This is a genomic window from Actinomadura scrupuli, from assembly GCF_050971785.1.
Lineage (GTDB): Bacteria > Actinomycetota > Actinomycetes > Streptosporangiales > Streptosporangiaceae > Actinomadura_E > Actinomadura_E scrupuli.
Map to the genome: position 1 here is coordinate 522,785 of NZ_JBPCCU010000004.1, position 15,429 is coordinate 538,213.

A 15,429-nucleotide genomic window follows, 5' to 3' on the forward strand; every position below is an offset into this window, starting at 1 on the left:
GGTACCCGTGACAATCTTCGATGAGCTTGCCTGCCCAGATCGGTATCCGCGCTCGTCCCGGTACGACCCGGCCTGGCTGCTCGACCTGGACATGGGGCCGAACCCGTTGTGGCTGCTGGAGGACCTGGCCCGGGATCTTGACCTGCGTCCGGGAATGCAGGTCCTGGACCTGGGCTCCGGCAAGGGAGCGACGTCGGTGTTCCTGGCCCGTGAGTACGGCGTCCAGGTCGTGGCGGCCGACTGGTGGATCGCACCGGATGAGGCGGCGGCCGTGTTCGCTGACGCTGGCGTTTCCGGCCAGGTGACCGCCGTGCGGGCCGAGGCGCACAACCTGCCGTTCGGGAAGGACGGCTTCGACGCCATCGTAAGCATCGACGCATTCGAGTATTTCGGCACCTCCGACTGGTACCTGCCATACCTCGTGGGGTTCCTGCGGCCTGGCGGCCAACTCGGCGTGGCGACGCCGGGAATGACGCAGGAGGTCCGGGAACTCGGGGCGATCCCGGAGCGCATCAAGGAACTGTTCGGCTGGGAGCCGATCGCCTGGCACACCGCCGAGTGGTGGCGCTTTCAGTGGGAGGTCACCGAACTCGTGACCGTCACATCGGCACGACTGCAGGAAGATGGCTGGCGGGACTGGCTGCTATGGACACAGGCGGTGGCCGAGCACACGGGCGACTGGGCCGGCCCACAACACAATCGCCAGGCGGTGATCGACCTACTCGCCGCCGACGCCGGCGAGTTCCTCACCTTCGCGATGGTGACAGCGAGGAAGAACTGACGAGCAGGCTCCGCGCAGTAGCAGCCACCGCCGTGACCCCAGACCCTGACGGTTCACGGTCTCCTAGTCCCGGCCCGGCCCGTCCGGTGCGGCCGACGGCCCCGCCTCCGCCCGCAGCGCCTCGTCCAGGGAGGGATGGATCTCGAACAGCTTGTCGAGCCGGGTGACGCGGAAGACGCGGCGGAGGCGTTCGCCGGGGCCGACGAAGCTGAGGGTGCCGTCGTGGGCCTGGAGGCGGTGGTGGATGCCGACCAGGACGCCCAGGCCGGTGGAGTCGAGGAACTCGACGCCGCTGAGGTCCACGATGAGGTGCCGGGCACCGGCTTCGACGATCTCCACGAGGGTCTCGCGCAGTCGCGGGCTGGTGAACACGTCGAGTTCGCCGCTCACGGTGACGATGGTGAGCCGTCCGTGGAGGCGATGGTCAACGGCGAAGTCCATGGTGGTCCCCCCTCAGCGATATGGTCCCCCGGCGACGCTATGGTCACCGCCGGTGACGAGGCCGCCCCCATACCCCGCCCCCGGCGATGTATCCCTGCCGGCCGGCCGGGATCCCCGCCCGTCCGGCCGGCCGGGGCGCCCGGGCCGCCGGGGGCGGCGGGCCGGCCGGCCTGCGAGGGCGTACGCCGGCGGAGCAGGGGAGCGCTCCGGCCGGGCCGCACGTACCGGACCCGGTCGGCGGGCCACCGGCGCACCTCGCGCTGGAAGGCCGGGAGCGACGGCCTCCGCACCGAGTGGCCGTCGTGGCGGACCGGGATCGCCCGGGCGCGCCGCACGGTCACGAGCCGGTCGGCGCCCTGCCGCTCGTCCAGGGTGACCGGCTCCGGAATCGACGTCGGCGTGGCCCAGCTGGGCGGCACGGGGCCGCAGCCCGAAACAGGCATACGTAGCCGTACCCAGTCTTCTCCCTACGAATCCGGCCACTCACCCACGGTCACGCATAGGCGTTCGCGGCCGGGCGTGATACGGATCGTGGGTGGACTTCGATCAGGCCGCCGACGAGCTGTACGGCGTCTCGCCCGGGGAGTTCGTCGCGACCCGGGACCGCCTGGCCGCCGCGGCCCGGGCCGCCGGCGACGCCGGGCTCGCGCGGCGGATCGCCGCGCTGCGCCGGCCCACGGTGTCGGCCTGGGCGGTGAATCAGCTGGCCCGGCAGGCGGCCGGACGGCTCACCCCGCTGCTGGAGGCCGGGGCCGGGCTGCGCGCGGCCTGGTCGGCGGGCACCGAGCTCACGGAGTGGGAGCGGCGGCGCAACACCGCCGTGGCCGAGGCGGTCCGCGCCGTGTACGAGCTCGCCGAGCGGGCCGGCCACGCGTTGCGGGAGCCCGCACGGCGGGAGGTCGAGGAGACCCTGCAGGCGGCGATGGCCGATCCGGAGGTGGCCGGCGAGGTCGGGGCGGGGCGGCTGACCCGGGCCCGTAGCCACGTCGGGTTCGCGGCACCCGGCCTGCCGGGCGGGGAGGCGGCACCGTCCCCCGGGCCCGCGCCGCGCCGCAAGCGGGCCGAGGACCCGCGGATCCGGCTGCGGCGGCTCCAGGTGGAGGCCGCGCAGGCGGAACAGGAGGCGGCGACCCTCCAGGACACCCAGGCCGAATGGGCCGGGCAGCTCGCCACGGCCCAGCGGGAGCTGGACGGCATCGTCGAGGCCGAGGAGCGGCTGCGCGAGGAGGAGCGGCGGCTGCACGCGGAGCTCGACGCGCTCCGGCGGCGGCGGGAGGCGGCCGGACGGCAGCTCCAGGTGGTGCGGCGGGCCGGTGACAGCGCGGCCCGGTCGGCGGCCGACGCCCGTCGTCGCGCCGAGGAGGCCAGGCGCCGGCTGGAGAAGGCCCGCGACTCCGCCTCATAGCGGAGGCCGCGAAACCGCTTCGTCGAACGGTCCCGGGGCGTTTCCGGTCGGCCGGCGGGGCGCCGGTTCGGTTCACCGCGGGAGCCGAGGGCATAAGGAGACAGGGCGCCCACCTGCGACGACGCGCCGCCCGTCCGGGGGCCGCCGGCGCTGTGGCGGGGCCGGGCGGGTGTGACCGGTGTCTCCAGGGCCTGGGGCGCCGGGCCGGGTTGAAGCCCGCCGGCGGGGTAGTGCCAACAATTCGGACAACGAGGCGAGTACGCCTGAGGAGGCTGGATCGATGACCAAGCGAGACACCGTCGTGGACCTGCTGCTACGCCAGCATCAGGAGATCAACCGGCTGCTGACCAAGGTCGAGAAGAGCACCGGCAAGCCGCGGGCCGAGGCCTTCGACCGGCTGCGGCACCTGCTGGCGGTCCACGAGACGGCGGAGGAGGAGATCGTGCACCCCTACGCCCGGCGCACCATCAGCAACGGCGCGCGGGTGACCGAGTCCATCGTCAAGGAGGAGAACCAGGCCAAGCACACGCTGCAGGAGCTGGAGCGGCTCGGCACCGACTCGGTGGAGTTCACTCCGTTGTTCATGCGGTTCCAGAAGGCGGTGCTGGCGCACGCCGAGCACGAGGAGCGGCAGGAGTTCCCCGAGCTCGCCGCCAAGAGCAGCCCCGAGCAGCTCAAGGGCATGGTCGCCGCGGTCAAGGCCGCCGAGGCCATCGCCCCCACCCACCCGCACCCGGGTGTGGAGTCTCCCGCCATGAACCTGGCCCTGGGCCCGATGGCCGCGGTCGTGGACCGTACCCGGGACGCCATCCGCAAGGCGATGGGCTGATCCCCGGCCGGGGGACCACCTCGGATGACCACCGTGACCGGCAGAGCACCTTCACCCGACCCCCGCTATTCCGTGATCATGCAATCGTTCGACGAACGATTGCATGATCACGGAAGGGAGTGGTCACGGAGGGTTACTTGCTGGGCCGCTTGCTCAGCGGCGTGGGTGCGGGTACTCCGGTGAACGGTGCTGGAACGACAGGATGCCCGGGTTCTGGACGACGCCGTCGCGGATCTCGATGGCGCGCCGGATCGTCGGGTCGGCGTCCCAGGCCGCGGGGCCGCCGAGGACCCGCCGCAGGTACGGCAGCAGCGCCTCGCTGATCTCCCAGGTGGCGGAGTTCCACAGGTAGGACGGGCTGTGGTCAACGGCGTAGTACTGGATCTTCCCGCCCACCTCGAACATCGGCTCCGAGAACGTGGTGGGGCGCGCCCAGCTGAAGCCCATCCCCTCGTCGCACGAGACGTCGACGATCAGGGTGCCCGGGGCGAAGTCGTCCAGGTCCTTCTCGGTGAGGAACATCAGCGGCGCGTCGGGATCCTGGAGCACGCAGTTGACGATGATGTCGTACCTGGCGAGAAAGGCGGCCAGGGGTTCCCTGCCGCCGCGGGAGAGCACCTGGCTGAGGCTCGGGTCGTCGGCGTCGTTCTCGAAACGCACCATGCGCGCCGAGTGGATGGGCGAGGCGACCGCGCTGATGCCGCGATGGGTGAGGACATCGACGTCGTTGACCCCGTGCGCCTTGAGGGCCGTCACGGCGCCCCGGGCGGTCGCCCCGAAGCTGATGACGGCCGCCCGCAGCCGGTGGCCGTACACACCGGTGGTCCCTCTCAGCTGCATGGCCTGCAGGACGGAGCAGTAACCGGCCAGCTCGTTGTTCTTGTGGAACACGTGCAGGTTGAAGGCGCCGTCCGGGGTCCAGTGGTTCATCGCCTCGAAGGCGATCATCGTCAGCCGCCGGTCGATGCCCAGCTGGGTGACCTGCTCGTCCTGGACGCAGTGCGGCCAGCCCCACAGCACCTGTCCCGGGCGGAGCTCCGCGACGTCGGCCGCGAGCGGCTTGGCGAGCAGGATGACCCCGCATTCGGCGAGGAGCCGCTCGCGCGGATGCAGCCCGGCCACGTACGGCGCCAGCTGCTCGTCCGAGACTCCGAAGCGCTCACCGTACCCCTGCTCCAGGTGGATACGGCTCCGCAGATCCGGGTCGATCCGCTCGAGGTGCTGCGGATGGATCGGCAGCCGCCATTCGTTCTCCTTGCGGGATCGTGACATGACACCGAGGCTGAGCTCATTCACGCGCGCTCCCTGTTATAGGGCTCATGTCTAGCACAGCCCGGCACCCCGGCACGCGCGCTGATGATCATCCGCGGGTCCGGGACCAGCGGTCACGTCCACCCGGGACCATGCCCGCGAGCCCGCCCGCACCGTCACCCGGACGCCCTTCCCTCACCGGGCCGGTTCACCCGGGGAGCCCGCGTCGCGGACGAGCAGGGCGGCCTGGACCCGGTTCGCGCAGTCGAGCTTCGCCAGGATCCGGCTGACGTAGGTCTTGATCGTGGTCTCGCTCATGTGCAGCCGGCGGCCGACGTCGGCGTTGGACAGGCCTTCCGCGACGAGGTGCAGGACCTGCGACTCCCGCTCGGTCAGCGCCGACAGCCGCCGGGCCGCCTCCCGGCGGCGCCGGGCCTCGACCGGGCTGACCATGGCCAGCACCAGCCGGGTGACGGCGGGGGAGAGGTAGGCCTCGCCCGCGTCGGCGGCGCGCACGGCCCGGATCAGCTCGTCGGGAGTGCAGTTCTTCAGCACGAAGCCCGCCGCGCCGCTCTGCAGGGCCCGCAGCACGTTGGCCTCCTCACCGAAGGCGGTGAGCACCACGACCCGTACGTCCGGAGCACGGCCGCGCAGGTCCTCGGCCGCGGCCAGCCCGTCGAGCACCGGCATGTTGATGTCGATCAGCAGGACGTCGACGCGGTGCCGGAGCACCGCCGCCACGGCCGCACGCCCGTCGGCCGCCTCGGCGACGACCTCGATGCCGGGGGCGGACTCCAGCACGGTGCGGACGCCCGCGGTGATCAGTGGCTCGTCGTCGGCGACCAGCACCCGGATCGGCCTCGTCACGCTCTCCCCATCCCCAGCGGCACCAGCAGCAGGACCATGGCGATCGCGGCGGCCACCAGCGCGGCCGTACGGAAGCGCTCGACGGGAGGGGAGCCGCCGGGCCCGGCCGGGGAGAGGTCCTCGTCGTCCCCGGCGAGGGGCAGCATCGCGGCGAGCCGGAAGCCGGCCGCGGAGCACGTGACCTCCAGCAGCCCGCCCGCGAGCCGTACGCGCTCCCGCAGGCCGGTCAGGCCGTGTCCGTCGGCGAGACCCGCCGCGGCGGCCGCTCCGCCCGGCAGGTCATTGCACACGTTGACCAGCAGCGCGTCGAGCTCCCACTCCAGCGACACGGTGACCGGTTCTCCGCAGGCGTGCTTGGCCGCGTTGGTCAGCCCCTCCTCGACCACCCGGTACGCGGCCTGGCCGGCGCTCACGCGCAGTGGTGCGGGCCGTCCCCGGCGCAGCAGCGTGACCGGCAGGCCGGCCGCGCGGAAGCCGGCCACCACCTCGTCGATCCCGTCGAGGCCGGGGGAGAGCGGATCGTGCTCGTCCTGCCGCCGGAGGGCGCCGACGAGGTCGTGCAGCTCGTCGATCGCGGCGCGGGCCGAGCCGGCCAGCCGGCTCACCGCCTGTCCCTGCTCCGCGGGCAGGTCCGACACCTCGAGGGCGGCGGCCTGTACCGACAGCAGGCTGAGCCGGTGGCCCAGCGAGTCGTGCATGTCCCGGGCGATCCGCAGCCGCTCGCGCAGCCGCTCCCGCTCGGTGAGCAGCTCCCGCTCCAGCCGCAGTTGCCGGTTGTGCCGGTGGAGCGCCGACACCAGCCGCCGGTGCTGCGCGAGGTACCGGCCGATGACGTACGGCAGCACGACGAACACCGCTCCCGTGGCGAACAGGTTCGCCAGCGCGATGCGCCCGGTCCCGGTGTCGGCGAGCCGCGCGGCGGCATAGGCGAGCGAACCGCAGACGACGGCCGCGGCGCCCCTGCGGGAGGCGGCCTGGTCGCCGGCCCGGTAGGCGGCCCACAGCAGCAGCCCGTAGGACCCCGTGGTCAGGCAGGCCACGGCGACCGCGGCGACGAAGACGGCCGCCGGGGTGCGGGAACCGAGCGTCATCACCAGCACGATGGCGAGGGCGTGGATCGGGATGACCCACACCGGCAGAGCCGCCATCCGCTCGGGGACCAGCAGCACCGTGTCGGCGAGGACCACGATGACGACGAGGAGGAATCGGCCCATGTGCTGAGGCTGTCCCTCCCGGCCCCGGCGGTCAACCCGCGCCCGGTACGGCGGCGGCCTGCCGACTTTGGTGACGGCGACCGACGACTTTCGAGGACTGCCCGGGCAGCCGCCGGTTCCTACCGTGGACCGGGACCACGGCACCGGCAGGGACGAGGAGGCATTTCGTGCGGGGGTATCACAGGTGATCGAGGTACAGGACCTCACCAAGAGGTACGGCAGGACGCTCGCCGTCGACGGGCTCTCGTTCGCCGTGCGGCCCGGGCAGGTCACCGGCTTTCTCGGGCCCAACGGCGCCGGCAAGTCCACCACGATGCGGGCGATGCTCGGGCTGGACCGGCCGACGAGCGGCCGGGTGCGCATCGACGGCAGGCACTATGCCGAACTGCCCCACCCGCTGCGGCACGTCGGGGCGCTGCTGGAGGCCACGGCGGTGCACCGGGGCCGCAGCGCCCGTGACCACCTGCTGTGGCTGGCACACAGCAACCGGATCCCGGCATCGCGGGTACGGGAGGTCATCGAGCTGGCCGGGCTGGCGGGCGTGGCGAACCGGCGGGTGAGGGGATTCTCGCTCGGCATGACGCAGCGGCTGGGCATCGCCGCCGCCCTGCTCGGAGACCCGGCGGTCCTGCTCCTCGACGAGCCGGTCAACGGTCTCGATCCGGAGGGCATTCTGTGGTTCCGGACCCTCATGAAGCGGCTCGCCGCGGAGGGCCGTACGGTCTTCGTCTCCAGCCATCTGATGAGCGAGATGGCCCTCACCGCCGAGCACCTCATCGTCATCGGCCGCGGGCGGCTGCTCGCCGACACGACGGTGACCGGCTTCATCGAACGCAACTCCCGCTCGTTCGTGCGGATCCGCACGCCGGAGCCGGAGCGGATGCGCGACGTGCTGACGGCCCGGGGGATCGAGGTCCGGCCCGGTGCGGACGGCACGCTGGAGGCGGCCGGTGCCGAGGCCGCGACGGTCGGCGAGCTGGCCGCCGCCCACGGGCTGACGGTGCACGAGGTCAGCGTGCGGACGGCCTCCCTGGAAGAGGCCTTCATGCGGCTCACCGCACCGGCCGTGGACCACCGCGCCGAGGGGCCGGGCCGATGACCGCGCCGTCCCCGGCCGCCGGGCGGGCCGCGCTGCGGGCCGCTCTGCGGGCCGAATGGATCAAGATCCGCACCGTGCGGTCGACGGTCTGGACGCTGCTGCTCACCCTCCTCGTCAGCGTCGGGATCAGCCTGCTCGTCGGGTTCTCCATGCGCAACGGCTTCGCCGCCATGGACCAGGAGCGCCGTGACGCCTTCGACCCCGCGCTCATCGGCTTCTACAGCCTGACGCTGGGGCAGCTCTCCCTGGTGGTGTTCGGGGTGCTGCTGTTCGGCGCGGAGTACGGCAGCGGCATGATCCGCGCCTCGCTGGCGGCGGTGCCCCGCCGGCACCTGTTCTACGGGTCGAAGGTGCTGGCCGGGACGCTGGTGGCCCTGGTGAGCTCGGTGGTGATCGTCCTCACGACGTTCTTCGTCGCCCAGTGGGCGCTCGGCCCGCACGGCACGTCCCTGGGCGCGGACGGGGTGGCCCGGGCGACCGCCGGGGCGTGCCTCTACCTGACGCTGATGTGCGCGTTCGCCATGGGCGTGGCCGCGATGCTGCGCAGCACGGCGCTCTCGCTCGGGATCATGATCCCGTTGCTGTTCCTCGGCGGGCAGGGGGTCGGCAACCTCCCGGGGATCCGGCCCTTCGCGCAGTACCTGCCGGACCAGGCGGGGTTCGTCATGATGCAGGTGGTGCCGGTGCCCGAGGGGTCCATCGGATACCGGGACTACGGCCCGTGGGCCGCGCTCGCCATCATGGTGACCTGGGTGGCCCTCGCGCTCGCCGGCGGCTACCTGGTGGTCCGCCGCCGCGACGCCTGACGCCCGGCGCCTGATGCCTGATGCCGCGCCCGCGAACTCGTCTCCGCGTCGAGACCGGAACCGTGTACTCCCGGCTGTCCGCTGCTCCCGGCCATCCGGGCTCGTTCCGGCTATCCGGGTTCGTTCCGGCCGGTGTCCTCGATCTCCTCCAGCTCCTCGACCCCGACGCCGTACAGCTCGAGCATCCGGGTGAGCTGGTCGAGGTCGCGGGCGTAGCCGACCACCGCCCGGTGCTTGCGGACCCGCAGGCGGTCACGATCGTTGAGCACGATCGCCTCGACGTCGATACCGTGCGGCCCGACCCAGTGCGTGCCCATTCACAGGACCTACCGGCAGGCGGCCCAAGCCAACCTCCCGGTACGGCAACGGACCGTCCCGCGGGGGCACCGGCGGCCGCGGGGCGGGTCACGGGCCGGTGGCGGGCCGGTCAGGAAACGGTCAGGGAGGCGAGATGGTGATCGTCCGGCTCTCGGTGTAGAACAGGCGGGCGGCGGTGCCCTGCTCGCGCGGCCCGGAGCCGGACTCCTTGGACCCGCCGAACGGCGCGTGGTAGTCGACCCCGGTGGTGGCGGCGTTGATCCGGATCATCCCGGCGTCGAGGAGGTCCACGGCGTCCAGGGCCGCGCCCAGGTCCCGGGTGAAGACGGCGGCCACCAGCCCGTACCGCACGTCGTTGGCGATGCGGACGGCCTCGCCGGCGTCGGCGGCGGGGATCACCGCGCACACCGGCCCGAAGACCTCCTCCCGGCTCAGCTCGTGGCCCGGGGGGAGCCCGGTGAGCACCGCCGGGCCGACGAACCAGCCGGGTGACTCCAGCGGGGAGCCGCCGGTGACGACGCGGGCGCCCGCGGCGCGCGCGGACTCGACGGCCCCGACGACGCGGTCACGGGCACCCTGGTCGATGACCGGCCCGACCGCGACGGCGGGATCGGCGGGGTCTCCCACGGCGAGGTCGCCGACGGCGGCCGCGAGCCGTTCGGCGAACCCCTCCGCGTCGCCGACGACGATCACCCGGCTGGTGGCGGTGCACTTCTGCCCGGCGTAGCCCATGGCGGCGGCCGCGATGGTACGGGCCGCGGCGCCGAGGTCGGCGTCCGGCAGCACGAGGGAGGGGTTCTGGCCGCCCATCTCGCACTGGACCGGGACGCCCCGGCGCGCCGCGGCCTCCCGCACCGCACGACCGGCCCGGACGGAGCCGGTGAAGGAGACGACGTCGGCCAGGTCCACCAGGGCCGCGCCCGTGGTCGCGTCCCCGGTGACGACCCGCAGGACGTCCTCGGGCAGCACCTCCCGGGCCAGCTCGGCCAGGCGCAGCGCGACGGCGGGTGACTCCTCCGCCGGCTTGAGCACGACGGTGTTGCCGAACGCCAGCGCGGGTGCCAGCTTCCAGACCGGGATGGCCAGCGGGAAGTTCCACGGCGTGACGAGCCCGGCGACCCCGTGCGGGCGGCGCCGGGTGTGGAGCAGGGACCTGCCGTCCGGTGCGGGCAGCACGTCGCCCTCCGCGCCGAGCGCCTGCCCGGCGTAGTAGCGCAGGATGGCGGCGGCCCGGCCGACCTCGGCGGCCGCCTCCGCCGCCGGTTTGCCGACCTCCCGCACGATCAGGCCGGCCAGTTCGCCCGCCGCCGCGTCCACCCCGGCGGCGAGCCTGGTCAGCGCGTCCCCGCGCTCGGCCGCCGGCGACCGCCGCCAGGCGCCGGCCGCCGAGCGCGCACGTTCGACGCACCCGGCCACCTGCTCCGGCGACGAGGCCGGCACGGTGACGACCACGTCGGCGGGATCCTGCGGGGAGCGGCTGTCGAGGGTGTCCTGACGTCTTCCGGAGGTCATGGCGTCCTTGTCTCTTCCTGGGTGGGGTCGGTGCGCAGCCGGGAGAGCAGCCCGCCGTCCACGTGCAACGTGTGCCCGTTGAGCTGCGCCGACGCGGGCGAGGCCAGGAACAGCGCGGCGTCGGCGACCTCGTCCGGGCTGGTCGTCCGCCCGGACGGCAGGTCGGCGGCGGGCCGCGGCTCCCCGACGACGCTGGCCGGGGCGATGCAGTTGGCCCGGATGCCCGCCCCGCCCAGCTCGACGGCGATGGCCCGGCTCAAGGCCTCGATTCCCGCCTTCGTGACGTCGTAGACGCTCTGGTCCTCGTGCGCCCGGGAGGCGCCGGGCGAGGACAGGCTGATGATCGATCCGCCCCGGCCGGCGCTCCGCCAGTGCCGCGCGGCACGGGCGGACAGCAGGTACGCGGTGCGCAGGTTCGCCGCGACGACCTCGTCCCAGACGGCCGCGCCGAGGTCGATGAACGGCACCCGGTACCCGGTGATCGCGGCGTTGTTGACGAGGACGTCCAGGCCGCCGGCCCGGTCCAGGCGCGCGAACACGTCGTCGGCCACCTCCTCCCGGGCGAGGTCCCCTGCCACCACGGTGACCCCCGGCGACCCGCCGAAGACGCCGAGGCCCGCCGCGTTCCGGTCCACGGCGAACACCTCGGCGCCCGCCGCGGCGAACCGGGAGACGAGGGTACGCCCGATCAGCCCCGCCGCGCCGGTCACCAGGACCCGCTCGCCCCGGCAGTCGAAATGCACGTTCATCACTCGGTGGTCGCCTCCTTGACCTGCGCGACGATCTGGGTGGGGTTGACGAACGCCAGCGCGATGAGCAGCAGCACCGACGACAGCGCGGTGTAGATCACGGCCATGGCGTCGATCGCCTGCAGCGCCCGGATGCCCGGGGTGAACGCCGCGCTGTAGAGCGCCACGACCAGCGTCTGGCTGTCGGCGTCGGACACCAGGAAGGTGAGCTCGAACATCGCGACGGTGCGGACGAGCACCAGGATCGCCGCCGCCAGGATGCCGGGCAGCAGCAGCGGCACCAGGACCCGGGCGAAGACCTGGCGGGTGCGGGCCCCGCACATCCGCGCCGCCGACTCGACGTTGGTGTCGATCTGCTCGACGAACGGCGTCATCACCAGGATCACGAACGGGAGCGCGGGCACCAGGTTGGCCGCGACGACCCCGGTGAGCGTGCCCGCGAGGTGGAACTTGTACAGCACGGTCGCGAGCGGGATGCCGTAGGTGATCGGTGGCAGCAGCACCGGCAGGAACATCAGCAGCATGACCACGCGCTTGCCCGGGAAGTCGCGGCGGGCCAGGGCGTACGCGGCCGGCACGCCGAGCAGCAGGGCGATCACGACCACCGACAGCGCCACCTCCAGGGTGACCTGCAGCACCGAACCGAGATCGAACTCCCGCCACGCGTCCGCGTACCACGCCGTGGTGAACCCGCGCGGCAGCCAGCCGCCGAACCAGGTCCGGCCGAAGGAGTTGACCACCACGGACAGGATCAGCGCGGCCAGGTTGACCAGGAAGAACGCGACCGCGCCCCAGACGAGCCAGGACTGGAGGCGGCCCCCGCGGCCGGGCGCGATCGCGCGGGCCGCCCGGCGGCGCCGGTGCCCGGCGCCCGCGATCTCGGTCATCAGCCCTTGCCTCCCATCGACGGCCCCGTGTAGAGACGGCGCCGCCACCCCAGGGCGACGGCGATCACCAGCAGTTCGAAGACGCCCATCAGCACGGCGATCGCCGACGCCATCGAGTAGTCGTACTTCTCGAACGCCGCCTGGTAGGCGGCGATGGCCATCACCCGGGTCTGGTCGGCCGGCTCGCCCACGAGGTTGGCCGACGGGAAGACCGAGAAGGCCAGGACGAACGCCAGCACGAACGTCGTGGCCAGCCCGGGAGCCAGCAGCGGGAGCACGATCCGGCGCACCCGCTGCCGGCCGTTCGCCCCCAGGGTGGCCGCCGCCCGCTCCAGCGTCGGATCGATCCCCGACATGTACGACAGCACGAGCAGGAAGGCGAAGGGGAACCCTGTGATGATCAGTGAGAACAGGACGCCCCAGTAGTCGTAGATCAGCCGTACCGGCCGGTCGACGAGACCGAGGTCCAGCAGCACCCGGTTGAACCAGCCCTTCGGCCCGAGGTAGCGCAGCAGCCCGTCGGCGACCAGGACCGTGCCGAGCGTCACGGGCAGCACGAGGACGGCCGTGATGAGCCGTTTGCCGCGGAACCGGCCGCGCAGCCGGTAGGCGATCGGCACGGAGGCCCCGACGTTGAACAGGGCGGCGGGCAGCGCGAGCCGCAGGGTCTTCCACACCGTGCCGCGCTGGTAGGCGTCGCGGAAGAACCCGGTGTAGTTGTGCAGCGGGCCCCCGCCGGTCTGGGGCCGCAGCGACAGCCCCACTCCGTAGAGCATCGGGTAGAGGAAGAGCCCGGCCAGCACGGCCACGGCGGGGACCAGCAGCAGCAGTACCCGGTCGACACCGCGCTCGGCGAGCCGGTGCCGCAGCACGGAACGGCGCGCGGGGGGCCGGGGGAGCGCCCGGATCGCCATCAGTCCTCCTCCGGTGCCCGGCCGCCGAAGACCAGCACCCGCTCGGCCGGTACGGTCAGCCGGACCCGGTCGCCCGGCCCGACCCGGTCGCGTACCAGGAAATGGACGACGCGGCCCGACTCGGTGACGCCCTCCGCGGCCGTCTCGCGGCCGTGGAACTCCGCGACCTCCACCCGCACGGAGAGCACGTTCTCCTCCGGGCCGGCCCCGGCGAGGCGGAAGTCCTCCGGCCGGATCCCCGCGAGGGCCACCGGGCCGGTGACGTCGTCCCGGGCGGTGCCGGTCAGCCGCAGCCCGGCGTCCTCGAGGACGGCCGTTCCGCCGGTACGGGACAGCACGGGCAGTTCGAGCAGGTTGCGGTAGCCCATGAAACCGGCGATGTAGGCGCTGGCCGGGTAGGCGTAGACCTCCTCGGGAGCGCCGACCTGCTCGACCCTGCCGTCGCGCAGGACCACGATCCGGTCGGCGAGCGCGAGCGCCTCCTCCTGGTCGTGGGTGACGTACACGGTGGTGAGGCCCAGCGACTGGTGCATCTTCCTGATCTCGGTGCGCATCTGCAGGCGCAGCTTGGCGTCGAGGTTGGACAGCGGCTCGTCCATGAGCACCAGCCGCGGCCTGATGACGGTCGCGCGGGCGATGGCGACCCGTTGCTGCTGGCCGCCCGAGAGCTGCCCGGGCAGCTTGTCGGCGTGCTCGGTGAGCTCGACGAGCTCGAGGGCCGCCCGCACGCGCTCGGCGATCTCGGCCTTGGCGACCCGCCGGACGGCGAGCCCGAAGGCGACGTTGCGGCGCACCGACAGGTGCGGGAACAGCGCGTAGTTCTGGAAGACCATGCCGAATCCGCGCTGTTCCGGGGGCACGCCGTCGATGCGCTCGTCGTCCAGCCAGATCGCGCCCTCCGACAGCGGCAGCAGCCCGGCGAGGCAGTTCAGCGCGGTCGACTTGCCGCAGCCCGAGGGGCCCAGGAGGGCGAGGAACTCGCCCCCCTGGATTCTCAGGTCCAGCTCGCGAAGCGCCACCGTCGAGCCGAACCGGCGGGAGACGCCCTCCATCCGCAGCTGCCGGAAGGTGCTGCGCAGCCTGCCCGGGAGTACGGCCTCGGAGGTCATGTCTTCTTGACCTTCGCGCCCCCGACCTCCCGGTCCCACCGGTCGAACGCGGCGACGAGCTGCTGCGCCTCCAGCGGCGAGACCTTGGGAGTGGACGCGATCAGCTGGTCGTACTCAGGCCTGCCGTACTCCTGGATGACCTTCTGGCTGGCGGCCGGCGCCATGGCGGGGGTCACGCCCTTGACCGCCGGGCCCGGGTAGAAGTAGCCCTTGTCGTAGGTGATCGCCTGCTGCTGCGGGGTGAGCGCGAACTTCATGAAGTCGGCCAGGACGGCGAGCTTCTCGCCGGAGATCTTCCTGGGCACGACCATGTAGTGCGCGTCCGTCACCCAGGTGAACTTCGCCAGCGACCGGGTCTTGAAGTCCTTGGGCACCTGGCCGAGCGCGCGGGGATTGATGTCCCACCCGGTGGTGGTCAGGATGATGTCGCGGGTGCCCTCGCCCAGCTCCTTCATCGTCTGCGCCGTGCCGGTCGGGTAGTACTCGACGTACTTGCCCAGCTCCTTGAGGTAGGCCCAGGTCTTCGTCCAGCCGGCGGCCGGGTCCCGGGGGTCGGAGTCGCCCAGGATGTAGGGCAGCCCCATCAGCCAGGTCCGCCCGGGGCCGGAGTTGGCGGGCCGCGCGTACTCCAGCTTCTTCGGGTGCGCCCTGGCCCAGTCCAGGAGCTCCTGGGCGGTCTTCGGCGGGCTCGGGACGGTCTTGGGGTTGTACTCGATGAGCGGGCCCGACGGGTAGTAGGTCACCACGACGCCCTTGCCCCGGGCCAGCTCCTGCATCTTCGCGGCGGGCTCCAGGTAGAGCGATTTCAGGTCCGGCAGCCTGCCGGCGTACTTGCCCAGCAGGTCCACCCAGAGGTTCTGCTCGATCCCGGCGGCCAGCCCGTCGGTGCCGGTGAGCACCAGGTCGATGTCGAGCCGCCCGGCGTCCTGCTGCGCCTTGACCTTGCCCGCCAGCTCCGGGGCGGTGACCTTGGTGTAGGTGATCTTGTTGACCAGTTTCGGATGCCCGGCCTTGTAGTTCTCGAAGATCTGCTGGGTCAGCTGGAGATCGCCGGCGACGTCGACGACGTTCAGCGTGACGGGCTTGCCCGGCAGCCTGACGTCGGCGGCAGCCGGTTCCGCGGCCGTCCTGCCCCCGTTGTCCGGTGCGCCGCAGGCGACGAGCGCCGTGAGCAGGCAGGCGGCGGCGAGGCCTGCGGAGGTGGTGCGTGAGGGTCTCATGGGTTCGCTCCTCCTTGGACACGCCGT

The 15,429-nt window shown here is 72.9% G+C and carries 16 protein-coding genes; 5 read left to right on the forward strand and 11 right to left on the reverse strand.

What is annotated here, in order from left to right:
- Positions 1-7: 7 nt before the first annotated feature.
- The gene (locus ACRYCC_RS21685; RefSeq protein ID WP_433814712.1) at positions 8-781 is read left to right on the forward strand and encodes an SAM-dependent methyltransferase; all 774 of its coding nucleotides are present in this window, start codon (positions 8-10) and stop codon (positions 779-781) included.
- A gap of 63 nt (positions 782-844) precedes the next feature.
- Here ACRYCC_RS21685 and ACRYCC_RS21690 read toward each other — a convergent pair whose 3' ends face one another.
- Positions 845-1,222, reverse strand: coding sequence for an STAS domain-containing protein (locus tag ACRYCC_RS21690; protein ID WP_433814714.1), 378 nt, complete (start codon positions 1,220-1,222; stop codon positions 845-847).
- A gap of 535 nt (positions 1,223-1,757) precedes the next feature.
- On the opposite strand from ACRYCC_RS21690, the gene ACRYCC_RS21695 reads away from it, so the two are divergent.
- Positions 1,758-2,627 carry a hypothetical protein gene (locus ACRYCC_RS21695; protein ID WP_433814716.1) on the forward strand — a complete coding sequence of 290 codons (870 nt, stop codon included), beginning with the start codon at positions 1,758-1,760 and terminating at the stop codon, positions 2,625-2,627.
- Between the two features lie 280 nt (positions 2,628-2,907).
- Positions 2,908-3,456, forward strand: coding sequence for a hemerythrin domain-containing protein (locus tag ACRYCC_RS21700; RefSeq protein WP_433814718.1), 549 nt, complete (start codon positions 2,908-2,910; stop codon positions 3,454-3,456).
- Between the two features lie 153 nt (positions 3,457-3,609).
- Here ACRYCC_RS21700 and ACRYCC_RS21705 read toward each other — a convergent pair whose 3' ends face one another.
- From ACRYCC_RS21705 to ACRYCC_RS21715, 3 genes are all read right to left on the reverse strand, one after another.
- A complete protein-coding gene (locus ACRYCC_RS21705; protein WP_433814720.1) occupies positions 3,610-4,752 on the reverse strand; it encodes a N(5)-(carboxyethyl)ornithine synthase in 1,143 nt (380 codons plus the stop codon).
- A 150-nt stretch (positions 4,753-4,902) separates the two neighbouring features.
- Positions 4,903-5,574 (reverse strand): response regulator, encoded by a 672-nt coding sequence (locus tag ACRYCC_RS21710; protein WP_433814722.1) that lies wholly within the window; start codon positions 5,572-5,574, stop codon positions 4,903-4,905.
- Positions 5,571-6,788 (reverse strand): sensor histidine kinase, encoded by a 1,218-nt coding sequence (locus tag ACRYCC_RS21715; RefSeq protein ID WP_433814723.1) that lies wholly within the window; start codon positions 6,786-6,788, stop codon positions 5,571-5,573. The genes ACRYCC_RS21710 and ACRYCC_RS21715 overlap by 4 nt, the downstream gene beginning before the upstream one ends.
- Before the next feature lie 184 nt (positions 6,789-6,972).
- Here ACRYCC_RS21715 and ACRYCC_RS21720 point away from each other — a divergent pair, with 184 nt between their 5' ends.
- Both ACRYCC_RS21720 and ACRYCC_RS21725 read left to right on the forward strand, forming a co-directional pair.
- A complete protein-coding gene (locus ACRYCC_RS21720) occupies positions 6,973-7,887 on the forward strand; it encodes an ABC transporter ATP-binding protein (protein ID WP_433814725.1) in 915 nt (304 codons plus the stop codon).
- Positions 7,884-8,693 (forward strand): ABC transporter permease, encoded by an 810-nt coding sequence (locus ACRYCC_RS21725; protein ID WP_433814727.1) that lies wholly within the window; start codon positions 7,884-7,886, stop codon positions 8,691-8,693. The genes ACRYCC_RS21720 and ACRYCC_RS21725 overlap by 4 nt, the downstream gene beginning before the upstream one ends.
- Positions 8,694-8,803: 110 nt before the next feature.
- Here the strand turns inward: ACRYCC_RS21725 and ACRYCC_RS21730 are convergent, their stop codons facing one another.
- The 7 genes from ACRYCC_RS21730 to ACRYCC_RS21760 all read right to left on the reverse strand — a co-directional run bounded on the left by ACRYCC_RS21730 (position 8,804) and on the right by ACRYCC_RS21760 (position 15,402).
- Positions 8,804-9,010, reverse strand: a complete 207-nt coding sequence (locus ACRYCC_RS21730) for a hypothetical protein (protein ID WP_433814728.1) — start codon at positions 9,008-9,010, stop codon at positions 8,804-8,806.
- 121 nt (positions 9,011-9,131) lie between these two features.
- Positions 9,132-10,523, reverse strand: coding sequence for an aldehyde dehydrogenase family protein (locus ACRYCC_RS21735; protein ID WP_433814729.1), 1,392 nt, complete (start codon positions 10,521-10,523; stop codon positions 9,132-9,134).
- Positions 10,520-11,272 carry an SDR family NAD(P)-dependent oxidoreductase gene (locus tag ACRYCC_RS21740; RefSeq protein WP_433814730.1) on the reverse strand — a complete coding sequence of 251 codons (753 nt, stop codon included), beginning with the start codon at positions 11,270-11,272 and terminating at the stop codon, positions 10,520-10,522. Before ACRYCC_RS21740 ends, ACRYCC_RS21735 begins: the two co-directional genes overlap by 4 nt.
- A complete protein-coding gene (locus ACRYCC_RS21745; RefSeq protein ID WP_433814731.1) occupies positions 11,272-12,159 on the reverse strand; it encodes an ABC transporter permease in 888 nt (295 codons plus the stop codon). The genes ACRYCC_RS21740 and ACRYCC_RS21745 overlap by 1 nt, the downstream gene beginning before the upstream one ends.
- Entirely contained in the window at positions 12,159-13,073 is a 915-nt protein-coding gene (locus ACRYCC_RS21750) for an ABC transporter permease (protein ID WP_433814733.1), read from the reverse strand. The genes ACRYCC_RS21745 and ACRYCC_RS21750 overlap by 1 nt, the downstream gene beginning before the upstream one ends.
- Positions 13,073-14,182, reverse strand: a complete 1,110-nt coding sequence (locus ACRYCC_RS21755; protein WP_433814734.1) for an ABC transporter ATP-binding protein — start codon at positions 14,180-14,182, stop codon at positions 13,073-13,075. The genes ACRYCC_RS21750 and ACRYCC_RS21755 overlap by 1 nt, the downstream gene beginning before the upstream one ends.
- Positions 14,179-15,402 (reverse strand): extracellular solute-binding protein, encoded by a 1,224-nt coding sequence (locus ACRYCC_RS21760; RefSeq protein WP_433814736.1) that lies wholly within the window; start codon positions 15,400-15,402, stop codon positions 14,179-14,181. The genes ACRYCC_RS21755 and ACRYCC_RS21760 overlap by 4 nt, the downstream gene beginning before the upstream one ends.
- Between the last annotated feature and the right edge of the window lie 27 nt (positions 15,403-15,429).

Bases quoted from the DNA above. Each gene is read 5' to 3' on its own strand.
- ACRYCC_RS21690 (WP_433814714.1), bottom strand. From the start codon at position 1,222: ATGGACTTCGCCGTTGACCATCGCCTCCACGGACGGCTCACCATCGTC.
- ACRYCC_RS21700 (WP_433814718.1), top strand. From the start codon at position 2,908: ATGACCAAGCGAGACACCGTCGTGGACCTGCTGCTACGCCAGCATCAG.
- ACRYCC_RS21715 (WP_433814723.1), bottom strand. From the start codon at position 6,788: ATGGGCCGATTCCTCCTCGTCGTCATCGTGGTCCTCGCCGACACGGTG.
- ACRYCC_RS21725 (WP_433814727.1), top strand. From the start codon at position 7,884: ATGACCGCGCCGTCCCCGGCCGCCGGGCGGGCCGCGCTGCGGGCCGCT.
- ACRYCC_RS21730 (WP_433814728.1), bottom strand. From the start codon at position 9,010: ATGGGCACGCACTGGGTCGGGCCGCACGGTATCGACGTCGAGGCGATC.
- ACRYCC_RS21735 (WP_433814729.1), bottom strand. From the start codon at position 10,523: ATGACCTCCGGAAGACGTCAGGACACCCTCGACAGCCGCTCCCCGCAG.
- ACRYCC_RS21740 (WP_433814730.1), bottom strand. From the start codon at position 11,272: ATGAACGTGCATTTCGACTGCCGGGGCGAGCGGGTCCTGGTGACCGGC.
- ACRYCC_RS21745 (WP_433814731.1), bottom strand. From the start codon at position 12,159: ATGACCGAGATCGCGGGCGCCGGGCACCGGCGCCGCCGGGCGGCCCGC.
- ACRYCC_RS21750 (WP_433814733.1), bottom strand. From the start codon at position 13,073: ATGGCGATCCGGGCGCTCCCCCGGCCCCCCGCGCGCCGTTCCGTGCTG.
- ACRYCC_RS21755 (WP_433814734.1), bottom strand. From the start codon at position 14,182: ATGACCTCCGAGGCCGTACTCCCGGGCAGGCTGCGCAGCACCTTCCGG.
- ACRYCC_RS21760 (WP_433814736.1), bottom strand. From the start codon at position 15,402: ATGAGACCCTCACGCACCACCTCCGCAGGCCTCGCCGCCGCCTGCCTG.